Annotated in this window: 14 protein-coding genes; 10 read left to right on the forward strand and 4 right to left on the reverse strand. The window is 74.8% G+C overall.

The genetic code is table 11. The annotated features are described in order from the left end of the window. The first annotated feature begins 116 nt into the window (after nucleotides 1-116). Nucleotides 117-695: an aminoacyl-tRNA hydrolase gene (gene pth, locus ACZ52J_RS07935; RefSeq protein ID WP_363576128.1), complete on the forward strand. Its 579-nt coding sequence runs from the start codon at nucleotides 117-119 to the stop codon at nucleotides 693-695. A gap of 134 nt (nucleotides 696-829) precedes the next feature. Then, the gene (locus ACZ52J_RS07940) at nucleotides 830-1,147 is read left to right on the forward strand and encodes a hypothetical protein (RefSeq protein ID WP_360494199.1); all 318 of its coding nucleotides are present in this window, start codon (nucleotides 830-832) and stop codon (nucleotides 1,145-1,147) included. Between the two features lie 60 nt (nucleotides 1,148-1,207). Here ACZ52J_RS07940 and ppc read toward each other — a convergent pair whose 3' ends face one another. Further along, on the reverse strand, nucleotides 1,208-3,961 hold the full coding sequence (gene ppc, locus ACZ52J_RS07945; protein ID WP_465616893.1) for a phosphoenolpyruvate carboxylase: 2,754 nt from the start codon (nucleotides 3,959-3,961) through the stop codon (nucleotides 1,208-1,210). A 319-nt stretch (nucleotides 3,962-4,280) separates the two neighbouring features. Here ppc and ACZ52J_RS07950 point away from each other — a divergent pair, with 319 nt between their 5' ends. Continuing rightward, the gene (locus tag ACZ52J_RS07950) at nucleotides 4,281-5,549 is read left to right on the forward strand and encodes a sensor histidine kinase (protein WP_360494196.1); all 1,269 of its coding nucleotides are present in this window, start codon (nucleotides 4,281-4,283) and stop codon (nucleotides 5,547-5,549) included. 54 nt (nucleotides 5,550-5,603) lie between these two features. Here ACZ52J_RS07950 and ACZ52J_RS07955 read toward each other — a convergent pair whose 3' ends face one another. Both ACZ52J_RS07955 and ACZ52J_RS07960 read right to left on the reverse strand, forming a co-directional pair. After that, nucleotides 5,604-6,128, reverse strand: coding sequence for an SUKH-3 domain-containing protein (locus ACZ52J_RS07955; protein ID WP_396287953.1), 525 nt, complete (start codon nucleotides 6,126-6,128; stop codon nucleotides 5,604-5,606). Nucleotides 6,129-6,226: 98 nt separating this feature from the next. Then, entirely contained in the window at nucleotides 6,227-6,688 is a 462-nt protein-coding gene (locus ACZ52J_RS07960) for a YwqJ-related putative deaminase (RefSeq protein WP_360494193.1), read from the reverse strand. A 330-nt stretch (nucleotides 6,689-7,018) separates the two neighbouring features. On the opposite strand from ACZ52J_RS07960, the gene ACZ52J_RS07965 reads away from it, so the two are divergent. The 5 genes from ACZ52J_RS07965 to mfd all read left to right on the forward strand — a co-directional run bounded on the left by ACZ52J_RS07965 (nucleotide 7,019) and on the right by mfd (nucleotide 17,182). Further along, nucleotides 7,019-7,222, forward strand: coding sequence for a DegT/DnrJ/EryC1/StrS family aminotransferase (locus ACZ52J_RS07965; RefSeq protein WP_465616718.1), 204 nt, complete (start codon nucleotides 7,019-7,021; stop codon nucleotides 7,220-7,222). Between the two features lie 95 nt (nucleotides 7,223-7,317). Then, a complete protein-coding gene (locus ACZ52J_RS07970; RefSeq protein ID WP_360494187.1) occupies nucleotides 7,318-8,319 on the forward strand; it encodes an HNH endonuclease in 1,002 nt (333 codons plus the stop codon). A gap of 94 nt (nucleotides 8,320-8,413) precedes the next feature. Further along, nucleotides 8,414-11,224 carry an SUKH-4 family immunity protein gene (locus tag ACZ52J_RS07975; protein ID WP_465616720.1) on the forward strand — a complete coding sequence of 937 codons (2,811 nt, stop codon included), beginning with the start codon at nucleotides 8,414-8,416 and terminating at the stop codon, nucleotides 11,222-11,224. Nucleotides 11,225-11,488: 264 nt separating this feature from the next. After that, the gene (locus ACZ52J_RS07980; protein WP_465616721.1) at nucleotides 11,489-12,967 is read left to right on the forward strand and encodes a hypothetical protein; all 1,479 of its coding nucleotides are present in this window, start codon (nucleotides 11,489-11,491) and stop codon (nucleotides 12,965-12,967) included. 585 nt (nucleotides 12,968-13,552) lie between these two features. Next, entirely contained in the window at nucleotides 13,553-17,182 is a 3,630-nt protein-coding gene (mfd, locus tag ACZ52J_RS07985) for a transcription-repair coupling factor (protein WP_360509570.1), read from the forward strand. Between the two features lie 96 nt (nucleotides 17,183-17,278). Here mfd and ACZ52J_RS07990 read toward each other — a convergent pair whose 3' ends face one another. Further along, complete coding sequence (locus ACZ52J_RS07990; protein ID WP_465616724.1) at nucleotides 17,279-17,527, reverse strand: hypothetical protein; 249 nt, start codon at nucleotides 17,525-17,527, stop codon at nucleotides 17,279-17,281. Here ACZ52J_RS07990 and ACZ52J_RS07995 point away from each other — a divergent pair. Both ACZ52J_RS07995 and ACZ52J_RS08000 read left to right on the forward strand, forming a co-directional pair. Next, nucleotides 17,508-18,308 carry a tetratricopeptide repeat protein gene (locus ACZ52J_RS07995; protein WP_465616726.1) on the forward strand — a complete coding sequence of 267 codons (801 nt, stop codon included), beginning with the start codon at nucleotides 17,508-17,510 and terminating at the stop codon, nucleotides 18,306-18,308. The genes ACZ52J_RS07990 and ACZ52J_RS07995 overlap by 20 nt on opposite strands. Then, the gene (locus tag ACZ52J_RS08000; protein ID WP_465616728.1) at nucleotides 18,305-19,405 is read left to right on the forward strand and encodes a nucleoside triphosphate pyrophosphohydrolase; all 1,101 of its coding nucleotides are present in this window, start codon (nucleotides 18,305-18,307) and stop codon (nucleotides 19,403-19,405) included. The genes ACZ52J_RS07995 and ACZ52J_RS08000 overlap by 4 nt, the downstream gene beginning before the upstream one ends. Nucleotide 19,406: the final 1 nt, after the last annotated feature.

Here is a 19,406-nt window from a genome sequence, read left to right on the forward strand (position 1 = left end):
AGTTGAGACCGCTGCCCCGGTCGCTCCCGCTGGAGCGACCGGGGCAGCGGTGTGTCCGGGATGCGGCGTCTCCGGGGATGATGGCGTCGAGCGTGAAGGTGAGGAGTGAGGGCACGATGGCGGACGAGTACGAGGGCCCCTGGCTGGTGGTCGGGCTGGGCAACCCGGGCGAGCAGTACGCCCGGAACCGGCACAACATCGGGTTCATGGTGGTGGACCTGCTGGCGCAGCGGATGGGCGCCAAGTTCAAGGCGCACAAGAGTCGGGCGCAGGTGGCCGAGGGCCGGCTGGCGGGCAAGCGGGTGGTGCTGGCCAAGCCGATGTCCTTCATGAACCTGTCCGGCGGGCCGGTGACGGCGCTGCGCGACTTCTACAAGGTGCCGGCCGCCGCGCTGATCGCGGTCCACGACGAGCTGGACATCGACTACGCGGCGCTGCGGCTGAAGCTGGGCGGCGGGGACAACGGCCACAACGGGCTGAAGTCGATCACCAAGTCGCTGGGCCCCGAGTACCACCGGGTGCGCTGTGGGATCGGCCGCCCGCCGGGCCGGATGGAGGTCGCGGACTTCGTGCTGAAGGACTTCTCCTCGACCGAGCGCAAGGAGCTGGACTGGTTCGTGGACCGCTCGGCGGACGCGGTGGAGGCGCTGCTGTCCGAGGGGCTGGAGCGGGCACAGGGGACGTACAACTCCTGAACCTCCGTCAACAGGGCGGTGGGTACGCAACAGTCGTACAACGCTTGACCGGCCAAACCTGAATCCATGTGAGAAGCCTGTGCGGGATCGGATACCGTCGGCCCGGTACGCGAACGAGTCCTGGGGAGTTCTCGATGCGGGGATTGGGTCCGGTCCGCCCACTGCGGCGGATCCGGGTGGTCCGGCTGAAGCAGTTCGGACGACGGGTCGGTACGGCCGGTGCGCTGGGGGCGGCCGGAGTGCTGTTGTCCAGCGGCGCGGTGGCGCACGCGGACCCGGTGGCGGAGCCGGATCCGCTGATCGCCCCGGAGCCGGCGGCGGCGCAGCCGGTCCTCGGCGAGTCGATGGGCCCCGACGCGGGGCTGCTGGCCGTCGGCGGCGGCCTGGTGGTGGCGGCCGGCGGAGCGGCGCTGTGGTTGAAGCGCAGGCGCGCGGGCGAGCCCGCGGAGTAGTCACGAGCCCTCAGGGGCCGGTGCCTCCAGGGGAGGCACCGGCCCCTCGCCGTTCCCGGCTCAGCCGGTGTTGCGCAGGCCGGCGGCGATGCCGTTGACGGTCAGCAGCAGCGCGCGGGCGCGCAGCGGGTCGTCGTGGCGTCCGGCGTCGGTCTCCTCGCGCTGGCGGCGCAGCAGCGCGACCTGGAGGTAGGAGATCGGGTCGAGGTAGGCGTCGCGGACGGCGAAGGTCTGCTTCAGCACCGGGTTGTGCTCCAGCAGTTCGCTCTCGCCGGTGAGCCGGAGCACCTCGCGCAGGGTGAGGGCGTGCTCGGCCTTGATCTGGTCGAAGACGTGGCGCAGTTCGCCGGGCACCAGCTGCTCGACGTAGTGGCGGGCGATCCGCAGGTCGGTCTTGGCCAGCGTCATCGCGACGTTGGACAGGAAGTTGCGGAAGAAGTGCCACTCGCTGTTCATCTCGTCCAGCACGTGGCCCAGGCCGGCCGCGCGGGCGGCCGCGAGGCCGGAGCCGACGCCGTACCAGCCGGGGACGATCTGGCGGGACTGGGTCCAGCCGAAGACCCACGGGATGGCCCGCAGGCCGTCCAGGCCCGCGCCGGAGTCGGGGCGGCGGGACGGGCGGGAGCCCAGGTGCAGCGAGGCGAGCTGGTCGACCGGGGTGGAGGCGAAGAAGTACTTCGGCAGGTCCTCCTGCTCGACCAGGGCGCGGTAGGCGGTGTGGGCGGCCTCGGAGACCCGGTCCATCGCGGCGTCCCAGCGGGCCAGCTCCTCGGGGGCCTGGCGCGGTGCGGTGTGCAGCGCGGAGGCGGAGAGGGTGGCGGAGATGGTCAGCTCCAGGTTCTCCCGGGCGAGGGAGGGGAGCAGGTACTTGTCGGAGATGACCTCGCCCTGCTCGGTGACCTTGATCTCGCCTTCCAGGGTGCCCCAGGGCTGGGCCAGGATGGCCTCGTGCGAGGGGCCGCCGCCGCGGCCGACGGTGCCGCCGCGGCCGTGGAAGAGGCGCAGCCGGATGCCGTAGCGGTGGGCGACGTCGCGCAGGCGGCGCTGGGCGCGGTGGATCTCCCACTGGGAGGTGGTGATGCCGCCGAACTTGGAGGAGTCCGAGTAGCCGAGCATGACCTCCTGGATGTCGCCGCGCAGCGAGACGAGCAGCCGGTAGGAGGGGTCGGAGAGCATCTCGTCGAGGATGCGGTCGGCCTGCTGGAGTTCGTCGGTGGTCTCCAGCAGCGGCACGATGCCGATCTTGGCGATGCCGGAGTGCAGGTCGATCAGGCCGGCCTCGCGGGCCAGCACGGTGGCGGCGAAGACGTCGTCGGCGCCCTGGCACATCGAGATGATGTAGCTCTCGACGATCTCGTCGCCGAAGCGCTCGAAGCCCTCGCGGATGGTGTTGAAGACGCCGAGGGTCTTGGTGCCGGCCTCGTCCAGCGGGGCCGGGGTGGGGGCGAGCGGGCGGCGCGAGCGGAGCTCCTTGGCGAGCAGCTTCTGCCGGTACTCGCGGGGCATGTCGGCGTAGCGCCAGGCCTCCTCGCCGAGGCGGTCGAAGAGCTGGCCGAGGGCGTGGTGGTGGGCCTCGGCGTGCTCGCGCACGTCCATGGTGGCGAGTTGGAGGCCGAAGGCCTCGATGGTGCGGATGGCGCGGGCGAGGCGGCCGTCGGCGATGAGCTCGCCGCGGTGGGCGCGCAGCGAGCTCTGGATCAGCCGCAGGTCGGCGACGAGTTCGCGGGTGCCGAGGTAGTCGCGGCCCGCGATGTGCGGGGTGCCCCCGGCCAGGCGCTCGCGGGTGTTCTCCAGCTTGAGCCGGATGCAGGTGGCCTTGAGGCGGTAGGGCTCCTCGGCGTTCATCCGCTTGTAGCGCGGGCTGAGTTCGGGGAGCAGGTGCAGGTCGGTGTTGAGCGAGGCGAGCAGTTCGACCGAGGCGCCGGCCAGCCGCTCGGAGGTGGAGAGCGTGTTGCGCAGCTCGTCGATGGCGGCCAGGGCGTCCTTGATGCCGTACTCGTGCTGGAGGTTGAGGACGTCCCAGGTGACCTGCGGGGTGACGTTGGGGTTGCCGTCGCGGTCGCCGCCGATCCAGGTGCCGAAGGTGAGCGGGCGGACGCCGTCGGGCAGGTTGAGGCCGACCCGGGCGAGCTCCTCCTGCAGCTCCTCGAGGACCTCGGGAACGGCCTCGCGGTAGAGCTCGTCCAGGTAGTAGACGGCGTTGCGGGCCTCGTCGGTGGGCTCGGGACGGGCGATGCGCAGCTCGTCGGTCTGCCAGAGCAGGTCGATGACCTCGGCGAGGCGGCGGTCGGCGGAGCGCTTGGCGCTGCTGGTGCGGGCCGGGCCGGCGGCGACGAGGCCGGAGGCGACCTCCTCGCGGTGGATGCGGTCGAGGAGTTCGCCGATCCGGCGCAGCTTGTTGAGGACGCTGCGGCGGGCGGCCTCGGTGGGGTGCGCGGTGAAGACCGGGCGGACCGCGAGGTGGGCCAGGGTGTCCTCGAGGTGCTTGGGGTCGGCCTCGGCGAGCTGGTCGGCGGTCTGCGCGAGCAGCGAGCCCTCCCGGGCGCGGCGGGTGGCGAACTCGCGGCCGCGGTGCACCTGCTCGGTGACGTTGGCGAGGTGGAAGTAGGTGGAGAACGCCCGGACCAGCTTGGCGGCGGTGTCCAGGTCGATGTCGGAGAGGAGTTCGGCGGTGGCCTCGCCGTCGGTGCGGCTGAGCAGGCGGACCTGTTCGACCAGGCCCAGCAGCTGGGGACCCTCCTGGCGGACCAGCGTCTCGCCGAGCAGGTCGCCGAGGCGGCGGATGTCCGCCCGCAGGGCTGAGTTATCGGCGATCGCGCCGGCTGCGACGCCGGGGGTGGGGCTGTCCGCCGGGTTGGGGACCGGAGCGGTCACGGCTGGCTCCCTGTGGTGGTGGGGTTCGGCAACGGCTCATCGTCACAGGTCCACACGCGTGTGGCGGTTGTGACGCGTGCGGACCGCGCTGTCCGACGCGACCAGCATAGGTGTCGGGGCGTGTGGTGTCCGCGAGGTGGCCGGATGGCGGACAGTGCTGCCGAAAAGGACCTGTGGTCTGGACCACTTGGCGGAGCCGGGAGGTGTGCCGGACAATCCCGGTGGGGAGGGGTGGGGGTTGCCGCATAGTCTGTCGGGCATGAGCAAGTCGCCTGGGGAGCGCGCGCAGGACCGGTCGTTCTGGTGGTGGAAGCGGCCGCGCAGCGCCTTCCTGGACATCGGCCTGGCCCTGCTCGCCGCGCTGGAGTGCGCGGTCAGCACGATCGGCTTCGTGTCCGCCCGGGTGCACCTGACCACCACGGCCACGGTGGGGATCGCGCTGCTCGGCACGCTGGCCGGCGGCTCGCTGGTGCTGCGCCGGCGCTGGCCGGCCGTCCCGGTGCTGGTCACCCTGGTCGCGATGCCCGGAATGCTCGGCGTGCTGCTGCTGGTGGTGGCGCTGTACACGCTGGCGGAGACCTGGGAGTGGCCCTCGCGGCGCTGGCGGGTGGTGGCGCTGTCCGGGCTGGCCTTCGCCGAGGCGGTCGCCGTGATGATGGTGTCGATGCTGACCCCCGACGACCCGACGGTGGAGCAGCCGCCGCTGTGGGGCCAGGTCCTGATAGCGGTGCTGGTGGCGGTCGGACTGACCGTCCCCCCGGTGGTGACCGGCCTGTACGTGGGCGCCCGGCGGCGGCTGATCGAGTCGCTCAAGGACCGCGCGCACGGCCTGGAGACCGAGCTGGACCTGCTGGCCGAGCAGGCGCAGGAGCGCGCCCGCCGGGCCCGGCTGGAGGAGCGCACCCGGATCGCCCGGGAGATGCACGACGTGGTGGCGCACCGGGTGTCGCTGATGGTGGTGCACGCCGGGGCACTGGAACGCATCGCCGCCAAGGACCCGGAGAAGGCCGCGCAGAGCGCCAAACTGATGGGCGAGGTGGGCCGGCAGGCCCTGAACGAGCTGCGCGAGATCCTCGGCGTGCTGCGGATGGACGACGAGCGGCCGCCGGAGTCGGACACGCTGGTCGGGCTGCCGCGGCTGGTGGACCAGTCCCGGGCGGCCGGGATGGCGGTGACCCTGACGGTCAGCGGCAGCCGGCAGGAGTTCACCGCCGAGGCCGAGCAGACTGCCTACCGGGTCGTCCAGGAGGGGCTGACCAACGCGCACAAGCACGCGGGCGGCGCGCAGGTGTCCGTTCTGCTGGCGTACGCGCCGAACGGGGTACGGGTGAGCGTGGTGAACGCCTGCCCGGGCGGCGAGCGGGCCGCGGCCCAGCTGCCCAGCGGCGGCAACGGGCTGGTCGGGATGCGGGAGCGGGTGATCGCGCTGGGCGGCACCTTCTCGTCCGGGCCGGAGGCGGACGGCGGGTTCCGGGTCGAGGCGGTGCTGCCGTCCCGGCTGGCGGTGCGGGCCGAGCGGCTGGGGTAGCCGCCGGCCGTCAGCTCTCCGCCGTCAGCTGCCTGCCGTTCGCGGGTGCGGGGCTCACTCGTCCGCGGTGCGCAGCCGTTCCGGGGAGGTGCCCAGCACCAGGGCGGTGATCGCCTGGTCGATGCCGTGGCCGAGGAACCACTCGCCGGTGTGGTCCAGGCTGTAGACCCGGCCCTCCTCGTCGACGGCCAGCAGCGCCTGCCCGTACGCCTCCTCGCCGAGCGGCGCGACCTGGGTGCCCAGCGCCCGGCCGAGGTCGAGCAGGGTGCGCGGCTGGTGCAGGCCGCACAGCGGGTCGATCAGGAACGGGGTGCGGGCCAGCTGGCGGCCCGGGCCGGACAGGTCGAAGGCGAGGCCGCCGAACTCGGCCCAGGCCTCCACCGCCGCCGGGAACACCGAGTGCCCCGCGCCGGTCGGCGCGCCGAACCCGACCAGGGCGTCGGCCCACTCCTCGGCCTGCTGGATCTGCCAGCGGCCGGGGTGCCAGCCGACCGCCTTGAGCTCGGCGGCGACATCGGCGGGAAAGCGCGGGCGGGTGCGCCCGATGGTGCCGGTGGCGGCGCCGCCGGGGGTGGACAGGGTGGCCGGCGGGGGCGGGGGCGGGCTGGGCGGGTTCAGGGCGGACTCCGGGGTTCGGGGACAGGGACAGGGGACGCACCGGGGCGGCGCTCGGCCGGTCAGTGCGCGGGCGGCCCGACGGCGACGCTCTGCACGGTGAAGTGCTCCAGCATGGGGGCGCAGGAGCGGCACGGCGGGGCGTGGGTGCCGTGCGCCGGATCGCCTTCCTCGCGGATCCGGACGGTCGTCATCCGGGCGCCCTTGAGCGCCTTGCGGGCCTCGGGCAGGCTCATCGGCTTGCGGGCCGCGCGCTTGGAGCGCCGGCCGTCGACCGCGGTCAGGTACCGGGAGAGCAGGACGGCCTCCGGGCAGCGGCCGGTGAACCGCTCGCGGGCCTCCAGCGGCAGGGTGTCCAGGAAGCCGGTGACCAGGTGGTGCAGGACCGGGCGGCGGTCGTCCTTGCCGCCCGCCAGGGTGTGCACCTCGCCGGCCTTCAGCGACAGCGCGGCGGCGACGGCGGGCAGCAGGCTGTCGCGGTGGTGGCGCAGCACGGGCGGGTCCGCCGGCTCACCGGTGGTCATCCGTCGTCCTCCTCCTCGTTGCCCGGCGTCCGCCGGAGTGGCCCGGCCGGTCCTGGGCAAGCCTGTCAAACGACACCGACATCCGTACAACCGGGGTGCGGCGGTGCCGGATACCGGGGCGGACCGGACGGACGGTCACCCGATGCTGGCCGCACGCGCACCCCGTCGTCACGACATGTCCGCTGATTTACCGAAAACATCCCCGGGCCGGGGCGGCGCCCGGTACCGTTCCGGCAGCCGGCCGGGGGGATGCGGCCGGCCGCCCGGGCGGCCGCCGGCGGGGCCGGCTCCGCTGCCCGCGCCGGACGTTGAGGCCTGCACGGCGCCGGGGTGCACCACCCCGTGCCGGTCCACCCGCAGCCCGCGTTCCGTCACCTCGGCCACCGGGCCGGATCGTTCCCGGTCGCCGAACGGGCCGCCCGCGAACTGCTCGGCCTGCCGCCGCACCCGCACCTCACCGAGGCGCGGCAGGAGCGGGTGGCGCGGGTGCCGACGCGGGCGCCGACCGGGCGGCGCCGAGCCGGTCCACGATGACGGGGGTTCTCCAAAGGCGGGGGGCCGGGCCTTGAGGGGACCCCCTAGGCTGGTGCCCAGCAAGCACCGAATTTGCAGCCAGTGGGGGCTCCCAGATGACGACAGGTCGGCCCGGCGTCGCCGCCGCACCGAACGCGGCGTACGCAGGTCAGGTGGTGCAGTTCCCGGATCCGGTCCGTGCCGAGCGGCACCCCGCCGGGGTCAGCGTGGACGAGTACGGCTACCCGGACTTCGGCCCGTACGCCGCCGCCGCGGCCGAGGTCGCCGACCCGCCGGAGGGCTTCGGCGTGGACGAACTGCGGCTGACCGACTACGTCTCGGCCAACGCCGCGCTCTACACCCAGGGCCACCCGCTCTGGGCCGACCTGGAGACCGCCGTGGCCACCCCGCCCGGCTGGACCTGGCACCACGCGGTCGGCCGCGCCGCCCCCGGCTGGCGCCGGATGGAGCTCGTCCCGGTCGAGGTCAAGGCCCTGATGCGGCACCACGGCGGCCTCGCCACCTCCGCCGCCGACCACACCCGCCGCGGCACCCGCCCGCTGCAGGAGCGCCGACCCGTCCACTTCTCGCTGGCCAAGGACGGCGGCGACCCGATCGGCGTCCACGAGGACCTGGTGCAGCGCGCCGAGGAACGCCTCGGCTACCGGCTGCCCGGCGCCTACCGCACCTTCCTCAAGCTGGGCGGCGGCCGCGCCCCGGTCGGGGTGGCGCTGGACACCGACCTCGGCCTGCTGCTCGACCAGCCGTTCCTGACGCTCACCGAGGAGTACGGCACCGAGGACGTCGTGTACGCCAACAAGTGCCTGCGCGACCACCTCACCAAGGACTACCTGGGCATCGCCTACGCGCAGGGCGGCCTCCTCGCGCTCAAGGTGCGCGGCGAGCGGACCGGTTCGGTCTGGTTCCAGCTGTACGACGACGCCCGCGACTCCGGTGGCCCGGAGGCCCCGGAGGACCGCTGCGCCCGGCTGCTGCTGCCCTGCGGCGAGGACTTCGACGCCTTCCTGCTGCGGTTGGCGGGCAGCCCGCCGGAGCTGGAGACCGTCGCGGAGCTGATGGTGGACGGCGGGTTCGCCCGGGCCGTCCCGGTGGGCTGATGCACGGGGTCGCGGTGGGCGAGGTGGTCGCGGTGGTTGCGGCGGTGCTGGTGGAACGGGGGACGACGAGGATGCGGACAGGGGTGAACCGGGCGTGGTGACGTACGCGCAGGCGCAGGAGCTCGCCGAGGAGTGGATCAACGGCGGGGTGCCGCACTCGCAGCAGCGCGAGGTGCGGGTCCGGGAGTTCGACCTGGGCTTCGTCTGCTGGGCGATGCCGCCCGGCGACGGGGACGGGACCGCGGGCCCGGACAGCTCCGGCACCGGCACCGGTGCGAGCGGTGCCGGCGGCTCGGGCTCGGGTGAGGCGCGGCTGGTGATCGCCCGGGACTCCGGCGCCAGCACGCTCTGGCCCGCGCTGCCCGTCAACGAGGTGGTCCGGCAGTACGAGGAGGTCTACGGGCGGCCGATCGCGGCCAACCCGGCCGGAGCGGCGAAGCCCGCGCCCGGACCGGCGGAGGCGACGTCCTTCCTGCTCAGCCCGCCGCAGTGGCTGCAGGAGGCGGGGGCCGCGGCGATCGCGGCGGAGGCGGAGCGGCTGGGGGCCGGTTCGGCTCCCGCGCCCGCGCCGACTGCTCAGCCTGCCCCCGCGCCCTCCCCGGCTCCCGCGCCGGCTCCTGCCGGGGCCCCGGTTCCGGCCGCCCTGCCCCCCGAGGAGTGGCCCGCTCCGACGGCGCCGCCGGTGGCCGCCGTACTGACCGAGCCGCCGGTCTCCGACCGGCCCGCCGGGGACGCGCCGACCATGCTCGCCCCGCCGCCGGACTTCGGCGAGCCGCCCGTCGCGCCGCAGCCGCAGCCGCAGCCGCAGCCGCAGGCCGTCGCGCCGACCGCCGCCCCTGTCGGGCCGCCCGCCGGGCCGCCCGCGCCGCCGGTCGGCGCCGAGGCGGCGACCGTCCTGATGCCCGACGGCCTGCGGACCACCGGCTCGGACCTGCCCGACACGCCGGCGCCGGCCGGCGCCGAGGCCGCGACCATGCTGATGCCGCCGGCGAGCGGTGGCTACGGCATGCCGCCGGTCCCGCCGCCCGCCGCGCAGCCGCCGACGGCCCAGCCCCCGGCCCAGGCACCCGCACCCGCCCCGGCGGCCGAGCCGGCGCCCACGCTGCTCGCGCCGCCGGACGCCATGCCCGGGCTGATGGGCCTGCCCGGTGCCCCGGCGACACCGCCCGGTGCGCCGGTGGAGCACGCGCCGACGATGCTCGCCCCGCCCGGCGGAGTGCCCGGCCTCGGCGGTCTGCCCGGCGCCCCGGCGACCCCGCCCGGCGCCCCGACCCCGCCCGGTGCGCCGGTGGAGCAGGCACCGACCATGCTGGCCTCGCCCGGCGGGCTGTCCGGCCTGCCCGGCGCCCCCGGCACCCCGGCCGCCGGCACGCCCACCGGCGGCGCGCCGCAGGGCGGGCTCGGCCGTGCCCCGGCCTCGGCCCCGCCGCCGCCCCCGCCGGCCGCGCTGCGCGGCGGCCCCGCCGGGTCGCCCGGTGCGGGCGCCGCCCCCGGCGGGCTGGGCCGCGGTGGCGCCTCGACCCCGCCGCCGCCCCCGCCCGCCGGGCTGAAGCACACCTCGGGCTCCGGCACGCCTGGCGGGGCCCCGGGCGGCCGGGCAGCCGCTTCGACCCCGCCGCCTCCGCCGCCGGCGGGCCTGCGCGGCGGCCCCCCGGCGCCGCAGGGCACCCCGGCCGGCGGCACGCCCTCGGCCGGGGTGGCGTACGAGGCGACCCAGCTGGCGAGCGCGATCGACCCGGCGCTGCTGGGCGGCGCCCCGGCGGACCCGGGCACCCCGCCGTCCGGCGGTCCCGCCGTCCCGCCGCCGGGCGCGCCGACCCCGGCCGCCGCGCCCGCGGCCGGCTACGGCTACCCGAACGCGGGCGGCGCCGCCGGGGTCGTCCCCCCGGCGCCGGTGACCGGCGCGCCGCAGGCCGCGCCGGTGCCTCCCGGGGTGCCCGCGGTCGGCCCCGGCTACTTCGCCGCGCTCAGCTACCGGGGCCCGGACGGCTCGGAGCAGAAGCTGCTGCACCGCAGCGAGCCCGGCACCCCGCACCCGGAGTGGAAGATCCTTCAGGACCTGCGGCGGCTCAACGTGCCGCCGGAGCAGGTGCTGGAGCTCTACACCGAGCTGGAGTCCTGCGACCTGCCGGGCGGCTACTGCAACCGCATGATCGCCTCGTCCTGGCCGAACGTCCGGCTCACCCACACCGCCCCGTACGGCCGCGACCACGCCTCCCGGCAGGCCGGGATGGCCGAGCTGCTCGACCACCTGGACGAGCTGCACCAGCTGGCCTCCGGCGCCCAGCGGGTCCGCCCGTTCCGGGTGCCGCCGCCCGCGCCCGGCACGGTCCAGGCGCTGCCGCCGCTCCCGCCGCAGCAGCTGGCCCAGGAGGTCGGCGCGGCCTTCGGGCAGAACCTGTTCCGCTACGAGCAGCGCGCCGTCTCCCGCCAGGGCGTGCCCGAGCCGGTGTCCCAGACCCTGATGTGGGCCGGGCTGCCGCGCGACTTCGGTCCGTTCTTCTGGGCGCAGGCACAGGAGGGCCGCCCGATCCCGACGCTCGCCGAGCTGGCCGCCGAGCGCGGCCTGTCCAGCGGCCCGGACTTCGGCGGCTACCTGGTGCTCGGCAACGACTACGGCCGCCAGCTCTGCGTCCAGTACGGCACCGCGAACGTGGTCGCGGTGGACGTCGATGGAACCGGCCAGCCGCCCCGGTTCGTCAACACCGGTGTACCGGAGTTCGTCCGCGCGCTGGCCCTGCTGGGCCGGATGTGGCGGCTGCGGTACGGGCTGACACCGGACCAGGCCGGTCGCTGGACGACCGACTTCCAGGCTCAGCTCGCCGCGATCGACCCGGCGGCCCTGCAGAACGCGGACACCTGGTGGGCCGTGCTGCTGGAGCAGTTCTGGGACGGTCTGCTGTAGCGGACCGTCGCGGATCCTCGCAGGTGGGGAGGGGTCGTTCCGGGGTCCGGGACGGCCCCTCCGGCGTGCCGTCATGGCTGTGCCTCGTTGGGGTTTCGCCCAGATCTGCGCAAAATAGGTCAAGAGGATGGGTCTATACGGCCGTCCTCGACGTATTACGGTCCGCACGACGACCGAATCCGGCCCCGGGCTTCGAACCGGTTCCGGATCCGGCCGTTCCGTCCGATCATGGGCTCCGCAGCCCGCGAACGAGGGGAAGAGCCCATGAGCGACGCCGTCCCCCAGTACGGCTTCACCCAGGCCCGGCGCGGCTACGCGCCCGAGCAGGTCGAGCGAACGCTCGCCGCGCTCACGGCCCAACGCGACGAGGCCTGGGAACGACTCAGTGTCCTGGGAGCCGGGATCCGGCAGATGGAGGCCCGGCTGGAAGAGGTCCGCCGGGCCGCCGAGGACGCCCCGGAACCCGACTACCAGGTGCTCAGCGAGCAGGCCGCCGGCTTGGCCGTGATGGCCGGCAACGAGGCGCGCGCCGTCCGCGACAAGGCCGAGCGCTTCGCCGAGGACCTGCGGGACGAGGTCTACGAGGCCGGGCAGAGGCTCGAACGGGAGGCCAAGGAGTACGCCACCACCACCCGTGCCGAGGCCGACGCGGCCGCCCGCCGCACCGACGAGCGCACCCGCGCCGAGGCCGAGAGCCTCCGGGCCGACGCCGACCGGGAGAGCCGGGCCGCCCAGGACGCCGCCACCGCCTACGCCGCCAAGGTGCGGGTCGCCGCCGCCGAGGCCAGCGAGCAGGCCGAGGCCGAGCTGGCCACCCGGCGCCGCAAGGCCGACGAGACCTTCGCCATGGCCCAGGCCAAGGCCGACGCCGAGGAGGCCGAGGTCTCCGCCACCGCCGAGCGCCGGGTCAAGGAGGCCGAGCAGCACCGGGAGACCGTGCTGAACCAGATCAAGCAGCTGGAGACGGACGCCCAGGCCAAGGCCGACCAGCTGATCGAGCAGGCCCGTCGGGAGGCCGAGAAGACCAACGCGGCGAGCGAGCGCGAGCAGCGCGAGTTCGACACCCGGCTGGAGACGGTGCAGCAGCACCTGGACCACATCAAGGCCACGCTGGCCTCGCTCACCGGGTCGGCGGTCGGCCAGATCGAGTCCGCGGCGGTCGCGGCCGGCGCGGCTGCGGCTGCGGCTGCGGAGGCGGGTCCTGCGGACGCGGCCCCGGCTGAGGCTGCGGCTCCGGCGGACCCGGTTCCGGCCCCGACGGACGCGGTCGCCGACGCGGCACCGGTGGACTCGGAGGCGGACACCGGGGAGATCCCGGTGACGAACCTGCGGAAGGCCTCGGCGAAGGTCACCGCCCCGGCGCGGGCGGCGGCTCCGGCTCCGACGCAGGCTCCGACGCAGGCTCCGGCTCCGCTGGAGGAGAAGGAGAAGGCGACGGCGGTGCTGCGGCCGCCGGTGGTCGGTGGGGGTGCCGCCAAGGTGTCCGCCGAGGCCGTGGTGACCGGCCCGGTCACGCCGGTGGTGGTCCCGCCGAAGCCCGCCTCGCCGCCCGCCTCGCCGCCCGCCTCGCCGCCCGAGGCGGCGGCCGACCGGGACGGTGGCACGGGCGGGAGGGCCGCGGAGGCCGGTGCCGGTGCCGAGCGGGAGCCGGAGGACGAGACCCGGATCATCCCGAAGATCATCATCGTGGACGACGGCGCCGGCTACGCGACCCCCAACACCGTGAGCTACCGACGCCGTTGACGGCCGCGTCGGGCGGACGGGCGGGAAACGGAGTAGGCCGAGACCCGTGGCGCCCTCCAGGAAAGGGCGCCACGGTTCCCGGCGCTTGGGCGGGCGCCCCCACCCAGGGTCGCCCGGCCTCGCACCTCCGACCCCCATCGGTGGTGCGACAGTGCCACCGCAGCCATCCCCCACGGTTGGGTGCGGCGGGCACGTTCACCATGGTGCGCGATCTCCATGGACGGGCAGTGACAGGAGTATGTCCAGTTCGTGGCGGATAGCCGTGCCCGGTTCGGCACGGCCTCCGGTCGGTTCGTCCACGGGCCGGCCCGGTGTTCCGTCCAGTGGTTCGTCCCCGGTCGCGTCCTGGCCGTGTCCCGGTCGTCCCCCCGAGCCCGGGCGGGGCGCGGACGGGCCGGTGGAGGGGGTGCGGGCGGCGGTTCGCTGCCGCCCGGCCCCGCCGGGGCCGTACGCCGCGTGCGTGTCCGTGCCGCGGCGTAGGCTGGAGACCCCCGGCCGCTCGGCGCGCCGGGCCGTTCGCGTTGCCCTGGCGGGGCCTTGCCGCCCGGGGGCAGCTCCAGCCACGGCACGAAGAAGAGACCCCAGATGAGCCTGACCGGACTGCTCGATGTCGTCGCGCGGGACGCGGCGCTCGCCGAGGCGATCGAGGCGGCCACCGCCATCGGAGCCGCGGCCGGCGGCCGCCGCCACCTGGACCTGGTCGGACCGCCCGCCGCCCGGCCGTTCGCCATTGCCGCGCTGGCCCGGGCGCTCGCCGGGCAGGCCGCCGGGGAGCGGGGCCGTCCGGTGCTCGCCGTCACCGCGACCGGCCGGGAGGCCGAGGACCTGGCCGCCTCGCTGCGCTCGCTGCTGCCCCCCGACGCCGTCGCCGAGTTCCCGGCCTGGGAGACGCTGCCGCACGAGCGGCTGTCGCCCCGTTCGGACACCGTCGGCCGACGGCTGGCCGTGCTGCGCCGGATCCTGCACCCGCGGGCGGACGATCCGGCGGCCGGGCCGGTGCAGGTGGTCGTCGCCCCGGTCCGCTCGGTGCTGCAGCCGCAGGTCAAGGGGCTGGCCGAGCTGGAGCCGGTGGCTGTCCGGCGCGGAGAGTCGCACGACTTGGAGGAGGTGGCCCGCCGGCTCGCCGCGGCCGCCTACGCGCGCGTCGAACTGGTCGAGAAGCGCGGCGAGTTCGCCGTCCGCGGCGGCATCCTGGACGTCTTCCCGCCGACCGAGGAGCACCCCCTGCGGGTGGAGTTCTGGGGCGACGAGGTCGAGGAGATCCGGTACTTCAAGGTCGCCGACCAGCGCTCTCTGGAGATCGCCGAGCACGGCCTGTGGGCGCCGCCCTGTCGCGAGCTGCTGCTCACCGACGAGGTGCGGGCGCGGGCCGCCGAGCTGTCCGCGCAGCACCCCGGGCTGGCCGAGATCCTGGACAAGATCGCCGAGGGCATCGCGGTCGAGGGCATGGAGTCGCTGGCGCCGGTGCTGGTGGACGACATGGAGCTGCTGGTCGACGTGCTGCCGCTCGGCTCGGTCGCGGTGGTCTGCGACCCCGAGCGGGTCCGCACCCGGGCCGCCGACCTGGTGGCGACCAGCCAGGAGTTCCTGCACGCCTCCTGGGTCGCGGCCGCGTCGGGCGGGGACCGTCCGATCGACCTGGAGACGATCGACGTCTCCGCCGCCTCGCTGCGCTCGCTGGCCGAGGTGCGCGAGCACGCCGCCGAGATCGGGCTGCCCTGGTGGTCCGTCAGTCCGTTCGCGACCAGCGAGTCCTCGGTGAACGAGGTGCTGGAGTTCGACGCCAACACCCTGACCCTCGGAATGCACGCCGTCGAGGCCTACCGGGGTGACACGGCCCGGGCGATCGCCGACGCCAAGGAGCGGCTGGCCGCCGACTGGCGGGTCGTCATGGTGACCGAGGGGCACGGGCCGGCCTCGCGGCTCGCCGAGGTGCTGGGCAACGAGGGCATCCCGGCCCGCCTGGTCGCCGACCTCGCCGAGGCGCCCACCCGGGACGTCGTCCACGTCTCCTGCGGCTCGATCGAGCACGGCTTCGTGGACGAGGCGCTGAAGCTCACGGTCATCACCGAGACCGACCTGTCCGGCCAGCGGTCCTCCACCAAGGACATGCGCCGGATGCCCTCGCGCCGCCGCAACGCGATCGACCCGCTGGCGCTCGCCGCCGGCGACTACGTCGTCCACGAGGCGCACGGCGTCGGCAAGTACGTCGAGATGGTGCAGCGCACCGTCCAGGGCGCCACCCGCGAGTACCTGGTGCTGGAGTACGCCCCCGCCAAGCGCGGCCACCCCGGCGACCGGCTGTTCGTGCCGACCGACCAGCTCGACCAGGTCACCAAGTACGTCGGCGGCGAGGCCCCGACACTGCACCGGCTCGGCGGCGCGGACTGGGCGAAGACCAAGCAGCGGGCCAAGAAGGCGGTCAAGGAGATCGCCGCCGACCTGATCAAGCTGTACTCGGCCCGGATGGCCGCCCCCGGCCACACCTTCGGGCCGGACACCCCGTGGCAGCGCGAGCTGGAGGACGCCTTCCCGTACGCGGAGACGCCGGACCAGCTGACCACCATCGCCGAGGTCAAGTCCGACATGGAGAAGTCCGTCCCGATGGACCGGCTGATCTGCGGCGACGTCGGGTACGGCAAGACCGAGATCGCGGTGCGGGCCGCGTTCAAGGCGGTGCAGGACGGCAAGCAGGTGGCAGTGCTGGTGCCGACCACGCTGCTGGTGCAGCAGCACTTCTCGACCTTCGCCGAGCGGTACGCCAACTTCCCGGTGACGGTGAAGGCGCTGTCCCGCTTCCAGACCGACAGCGAGGCCAAGGCCGTCCTGGAAGGGCTGTTCGAGGGCTCGGTGGACGTCGTCATCGGCACCCACCGGCTGTTCTCCTCCGAGACCAGGTTCAAGGACCTCGGCCTGGTCATCGTCGACGAGGAGCAGCGGTTCGGCGTCGAGCACAAGGAACAGCTGAAGAAGCTGCGGGCCAACGTGGACGTGCTCACCATGTCCGCGACCCCGATCCCGCGCACCCTGGAGATGGCGGTCACCGGCATCCGCGAGATGTCCACCATCACCACCCCGCCGGAGGAGCGGCACCCGGTGCTGACCTTCGTCGGACCGTACGACGAGAAGCAGATCTCGGCCGCGATCCGGCGTGAACTCCTGCGCGAGGGCCAGGTGTTCTACATCCACAACCGGGTGGAGTCGATCGACAAGGCCGCCGCCCGGCTGAAGGACCTCGTGCCCGAGGCGCGGGTCGCCACCGCGCACGGGCAGATGGGGGAGACCCAGCTGGAGAAGGTCGTCGTCGACTTCTGGGAGAAGGAGTTCGACGTCCTGGTGTCGACCACGATCGTGGAGTCCGGCATCGACATCTCCAACGCCAACACCCTGATCGTCGAGCGTGGCGACACCTTCGGCCTCTCCCAGCTGCACCAGCTGCGCGGCCGGGTCGGACGCGGTCGCGAGCGCGGCTACGCGTACATGCTGTACCCGCCGGAGAAGCCGCTCACCGAGACCGCGCACGAGCGCCTGGCCACCATCGCCCAGCACACCGAGATGGGTGCCGGCATGTACGTCGCGATGAAGGACCTGGAGATCCGCGGCGCCGGCAACCTGCTCGGCGGCGAGCAGTCCGGGCACATCGCGGGCGTCGGCTTCGACCTCTACATGCGGATGGTCGGCGAGGCGGTGGCCGAGTTCCGCGAGTCGCTGGCGGGCGGCGGGGAGCCGGAGGAGGAGCCGCTGGAGGTGAAGATCGAGCTGCCGGTCGACGCGCACGTGCCGCACGACTACGCGCCCGGCGAGCGGCTGCGGCTGCAGGCGTACCGCTCGATCGCGGCGGTCAACTCGGAGGACGACATCACGCACGTCCGGGACGAACTGGTGGACCGCTACGGCAAGTTGCCCGAGGCGGTGGAGAACCTGCTGATGGTCGCGGCGCTGCGGCTGTACGCCCGCCGGTGCGGCATCTCGGACATCACCCTGCAGGGCTCCAATGTCCGCTTCGGGCCGGTGGAGCTGCGGGAGTCCCAGCAGCTGCGGCTGAACCGGCTCTACCCGCGCAGCCAGGTCAAGGCGGCGGCCCAGCAGCTGCTGGTGCCGCGACCGAGCACCGGGCGGATCGGCGGCAAGCCGCTGGTCGGCCGGGAACTGCTCAGCTGGTGCAGCGAGTTCCTGTCGGCCATGTTCGACGACCTGGCGGGGGCGAAGAAGTAGCGCCTGCCGGGCGATGGTTCACGGCGGTCTCGGGTTTCGGCCCGGGGCCGCCGTTCTGTGTGCGGGCCTCGGCGGCGACGGCTGTGAACAGGGCTGTCAGCCGAGCTTCCACTGGCCGGTCTGCGGGGCGAAGCCGCTGTCGAGGCCGAACTGGGCCTTGTCGAGCTTGGCGTCCTTCGGCACCTCGAAGGTGACGAAGCCGAGAGCGTTCTCGCCGGGGGCGATGTTCGCGGCCGCCGCCGCTGCCCCGGCCGCGCCACCGGTCCGCTCGGAGCCCCGCCCCTTCCTGCGGACGCCCGTCCCGGCCGTCCCGCCCGCATCCGTCGTGCCGCCCGCCCCCGCCACTCCGCCGCCGTCGTTCCCCGACCTGGGTGCCCAGTGCGCCCGCCTCTCCGACCTCGTGGACGCCGGCCGCCACACCGAGGTCCTCGGCCTCGCGGCCGGCCTGCTGCCCCGTGCCGAGGCCGAACTCGGCGGCGCCGCACCCCTGGTGCGCACCATCCGCACCATCTACGCCCGCACCCTCCTCCACGAGGGCCACCCCCAGCAGGCCCTCCCCGAGTACCGCCGCCTCGCCGCCACCGCCGACGGCGGCCCGCACGGCCCCCAAGGCCTCGACCACCGCTACCGCGCCGCCATCTGCCTCGAACACCTCGGCCACGGCGCCGACGCCCTCGCCGAGTATCAGGCTCTTCTCACCGCCCACACCGCCCGCCTCGAATCCGGCCTCGACGGCGACCTGGAGCGCGCCTACGACCTCCGCGAACGCATCGGCCTCCACCTCGCCGCCACCGGCGCCCCCCAGAACGCCCGGCAGTGGCTGCTCCCCCTCCTCCTCGACCGCGAACGTCGCGACGGCCCCCACCACCCCACCGTCCGCCGCCTCCGCCAGTCCCTCTCCACCCTCCACCCCCAGCACCCCGCCCCCTGGCCCCCAGCCACCCCCAGCCACCCCGGCGTCGGCTGGGGAGTGGGAAGTCGGCGGGTCCGACTTCCTGTGCGGGGGATGATCGGCGGTCTCGGGAGCAGGACATCGATGTCCGGGATGTGGTGGGGCAGGGTGTGGTGCGGCGGGTGGGGTGAGGGCCGCCGGGGGTGGGGGTGGGCGGGTAGGTTCGAGGTGTGACGACGAATGTTCCCGGCGCCAAGTTGATTCTGCTGACCACGACCCACCGGGTGGCTCCCGGGTTGCTGGCGTGGCCGGCGTGGGAGGCGTTGCGGTCGGCGGGGCGGGTGCTGGTGGCGGACGAGGGGCATCCGCAGGTGGCGGCGGTGCGGCAGGCCGGGGTGGCGGTGGAGGTGGTGGCGGCCGGGTCGGCGCCCGCGCTGGCGCGGCTGCTGACCGGGCAGCCCGCCGGGGCCGGGGCGACGGTGTGGCTGGGCAGCCCGGACGGGGATCCGGGGCTGACGGACGCGCTGGCGCGGCTGGCGGTGGAGCGGGCCGGTGAGGTGCCGGAGATCGAGGTGCTGCCGGGCTCGTACGACCTGCCGGGGGCGCGGCTGCTGGACCTGGTGACGGTGATGGACCGGCTCCGCTCGCCGGGCGGTTGCCCGTGGGACGCCGAGCAGACGCACGAGAGTCTGGTGAAGTACCTGGTCGAGGAGGCGTACGAGCTGGTCGAGGCGATCGAGGAGGGGGACCGGGGGACGCTGCGCGAGGAACTGGGTGACGTGCTGCTCCAGGTGTTCTTCCATTCCCGGATCGCCGAGGAGCACCCGACCGATCCGTTCACCGTCGACGACGTGGCGGGCGACATCGTCGAGAAGCTGATGTACCGGCATCCGCACGTGTTCGGGGATGTCGAGGCCGAGGGCGCCGCCGAGGTGGAGGCGAACTGGGAGCAGCTGAAGGCCGCGGAGAAGGCGGACCGCGAGTCGGTGCTGGACGGTGTGCCGGCCGGGCTGCCCGCGCTGGCGTACGCGGCGAAGCTGGTGTCCCGGGTGCGCCGGGCGGGCGTCCGCACCGTGCCGGACGAGCCGTACGAGCTGCCGGCCGAGCTGACCGCGGAGTCGGCGGGCCGACTGCTGCTCGCGGTGGCGCAGCGGGCGCACGACGCCGGGGTGGACGTGGACGCGGCGCTGCGCTCGGCCGCGCGCGGTTACCGGGACGCGGTACGCGCGGCCGAGGGCCTCAAGCCTGGTGGAGAACCCATCGGAGAACCGGCCGGAGAACCGGGCGGAGAGCCTGGTGGAGAGCCCGACCGGGAGCCGGACGGGGAGTAGG

It is taken from the genome of Kitasatospora sp. NPDC034035 (genome assembly GCF_055575755.1).

What these genes read in the sequence shown, in the direction of transcription:
- ACZ52J_RS07950 (WP_360494196.1), top strand. Translation starts at nt 4,281, where the DNA reads ATGAGCAAGTCGCCTGGGGAGCGCGCGCAGGACCGGTCGTTCTGGTGG.
- ACZ52J_RS07980 (WP_465616721.1), top strand. Translation starts at nt 11,489, where the DNA reads ATGAGCGACGCCGTCCCCCAGTACGGCTTCACCCAGGCCCGGCGCGGC.
- ACZ52J_RS07960 (WP_360494193.1), bottom strand. Translation starts at nt 6,688, where the DNA reads ATGACCACCGGTGAGCCGGCGGACCCGCCCGTGCTGCGCCACCACCGC.
- pth (WP_363576128.1), top strand. Translation starts at nt 117, where the DNA reads ATGGCGGACGAGTACGAGGGCCCCTGGCTGGTGGTCGGGCTGGGCAAC.
- ACZ52J_RS07940 (WP_360494199.1), top strand. Translation starts at nt 830, where the DNA reads ATGCGGGGATTGGGTCCGGTCCGCCCACTGCGGCGGATCCGGGTGGTC.
- ACZ52J_RS07970 (WP_360494187.1), top strand. Translation starts at nt 7,318, where the DNA reads ATGACGACAGGTCGGCCCGGCGTCGCCGCCGCACCGAACGCGGCGTAC.
- mfd (WP_360509570.1), top strand. Translation starts at nt 13,553, where the DNA reads ATGAGCCTGACCGGACTGCTCGATGTCGTCGCGCGGGACGCGGCGCTC.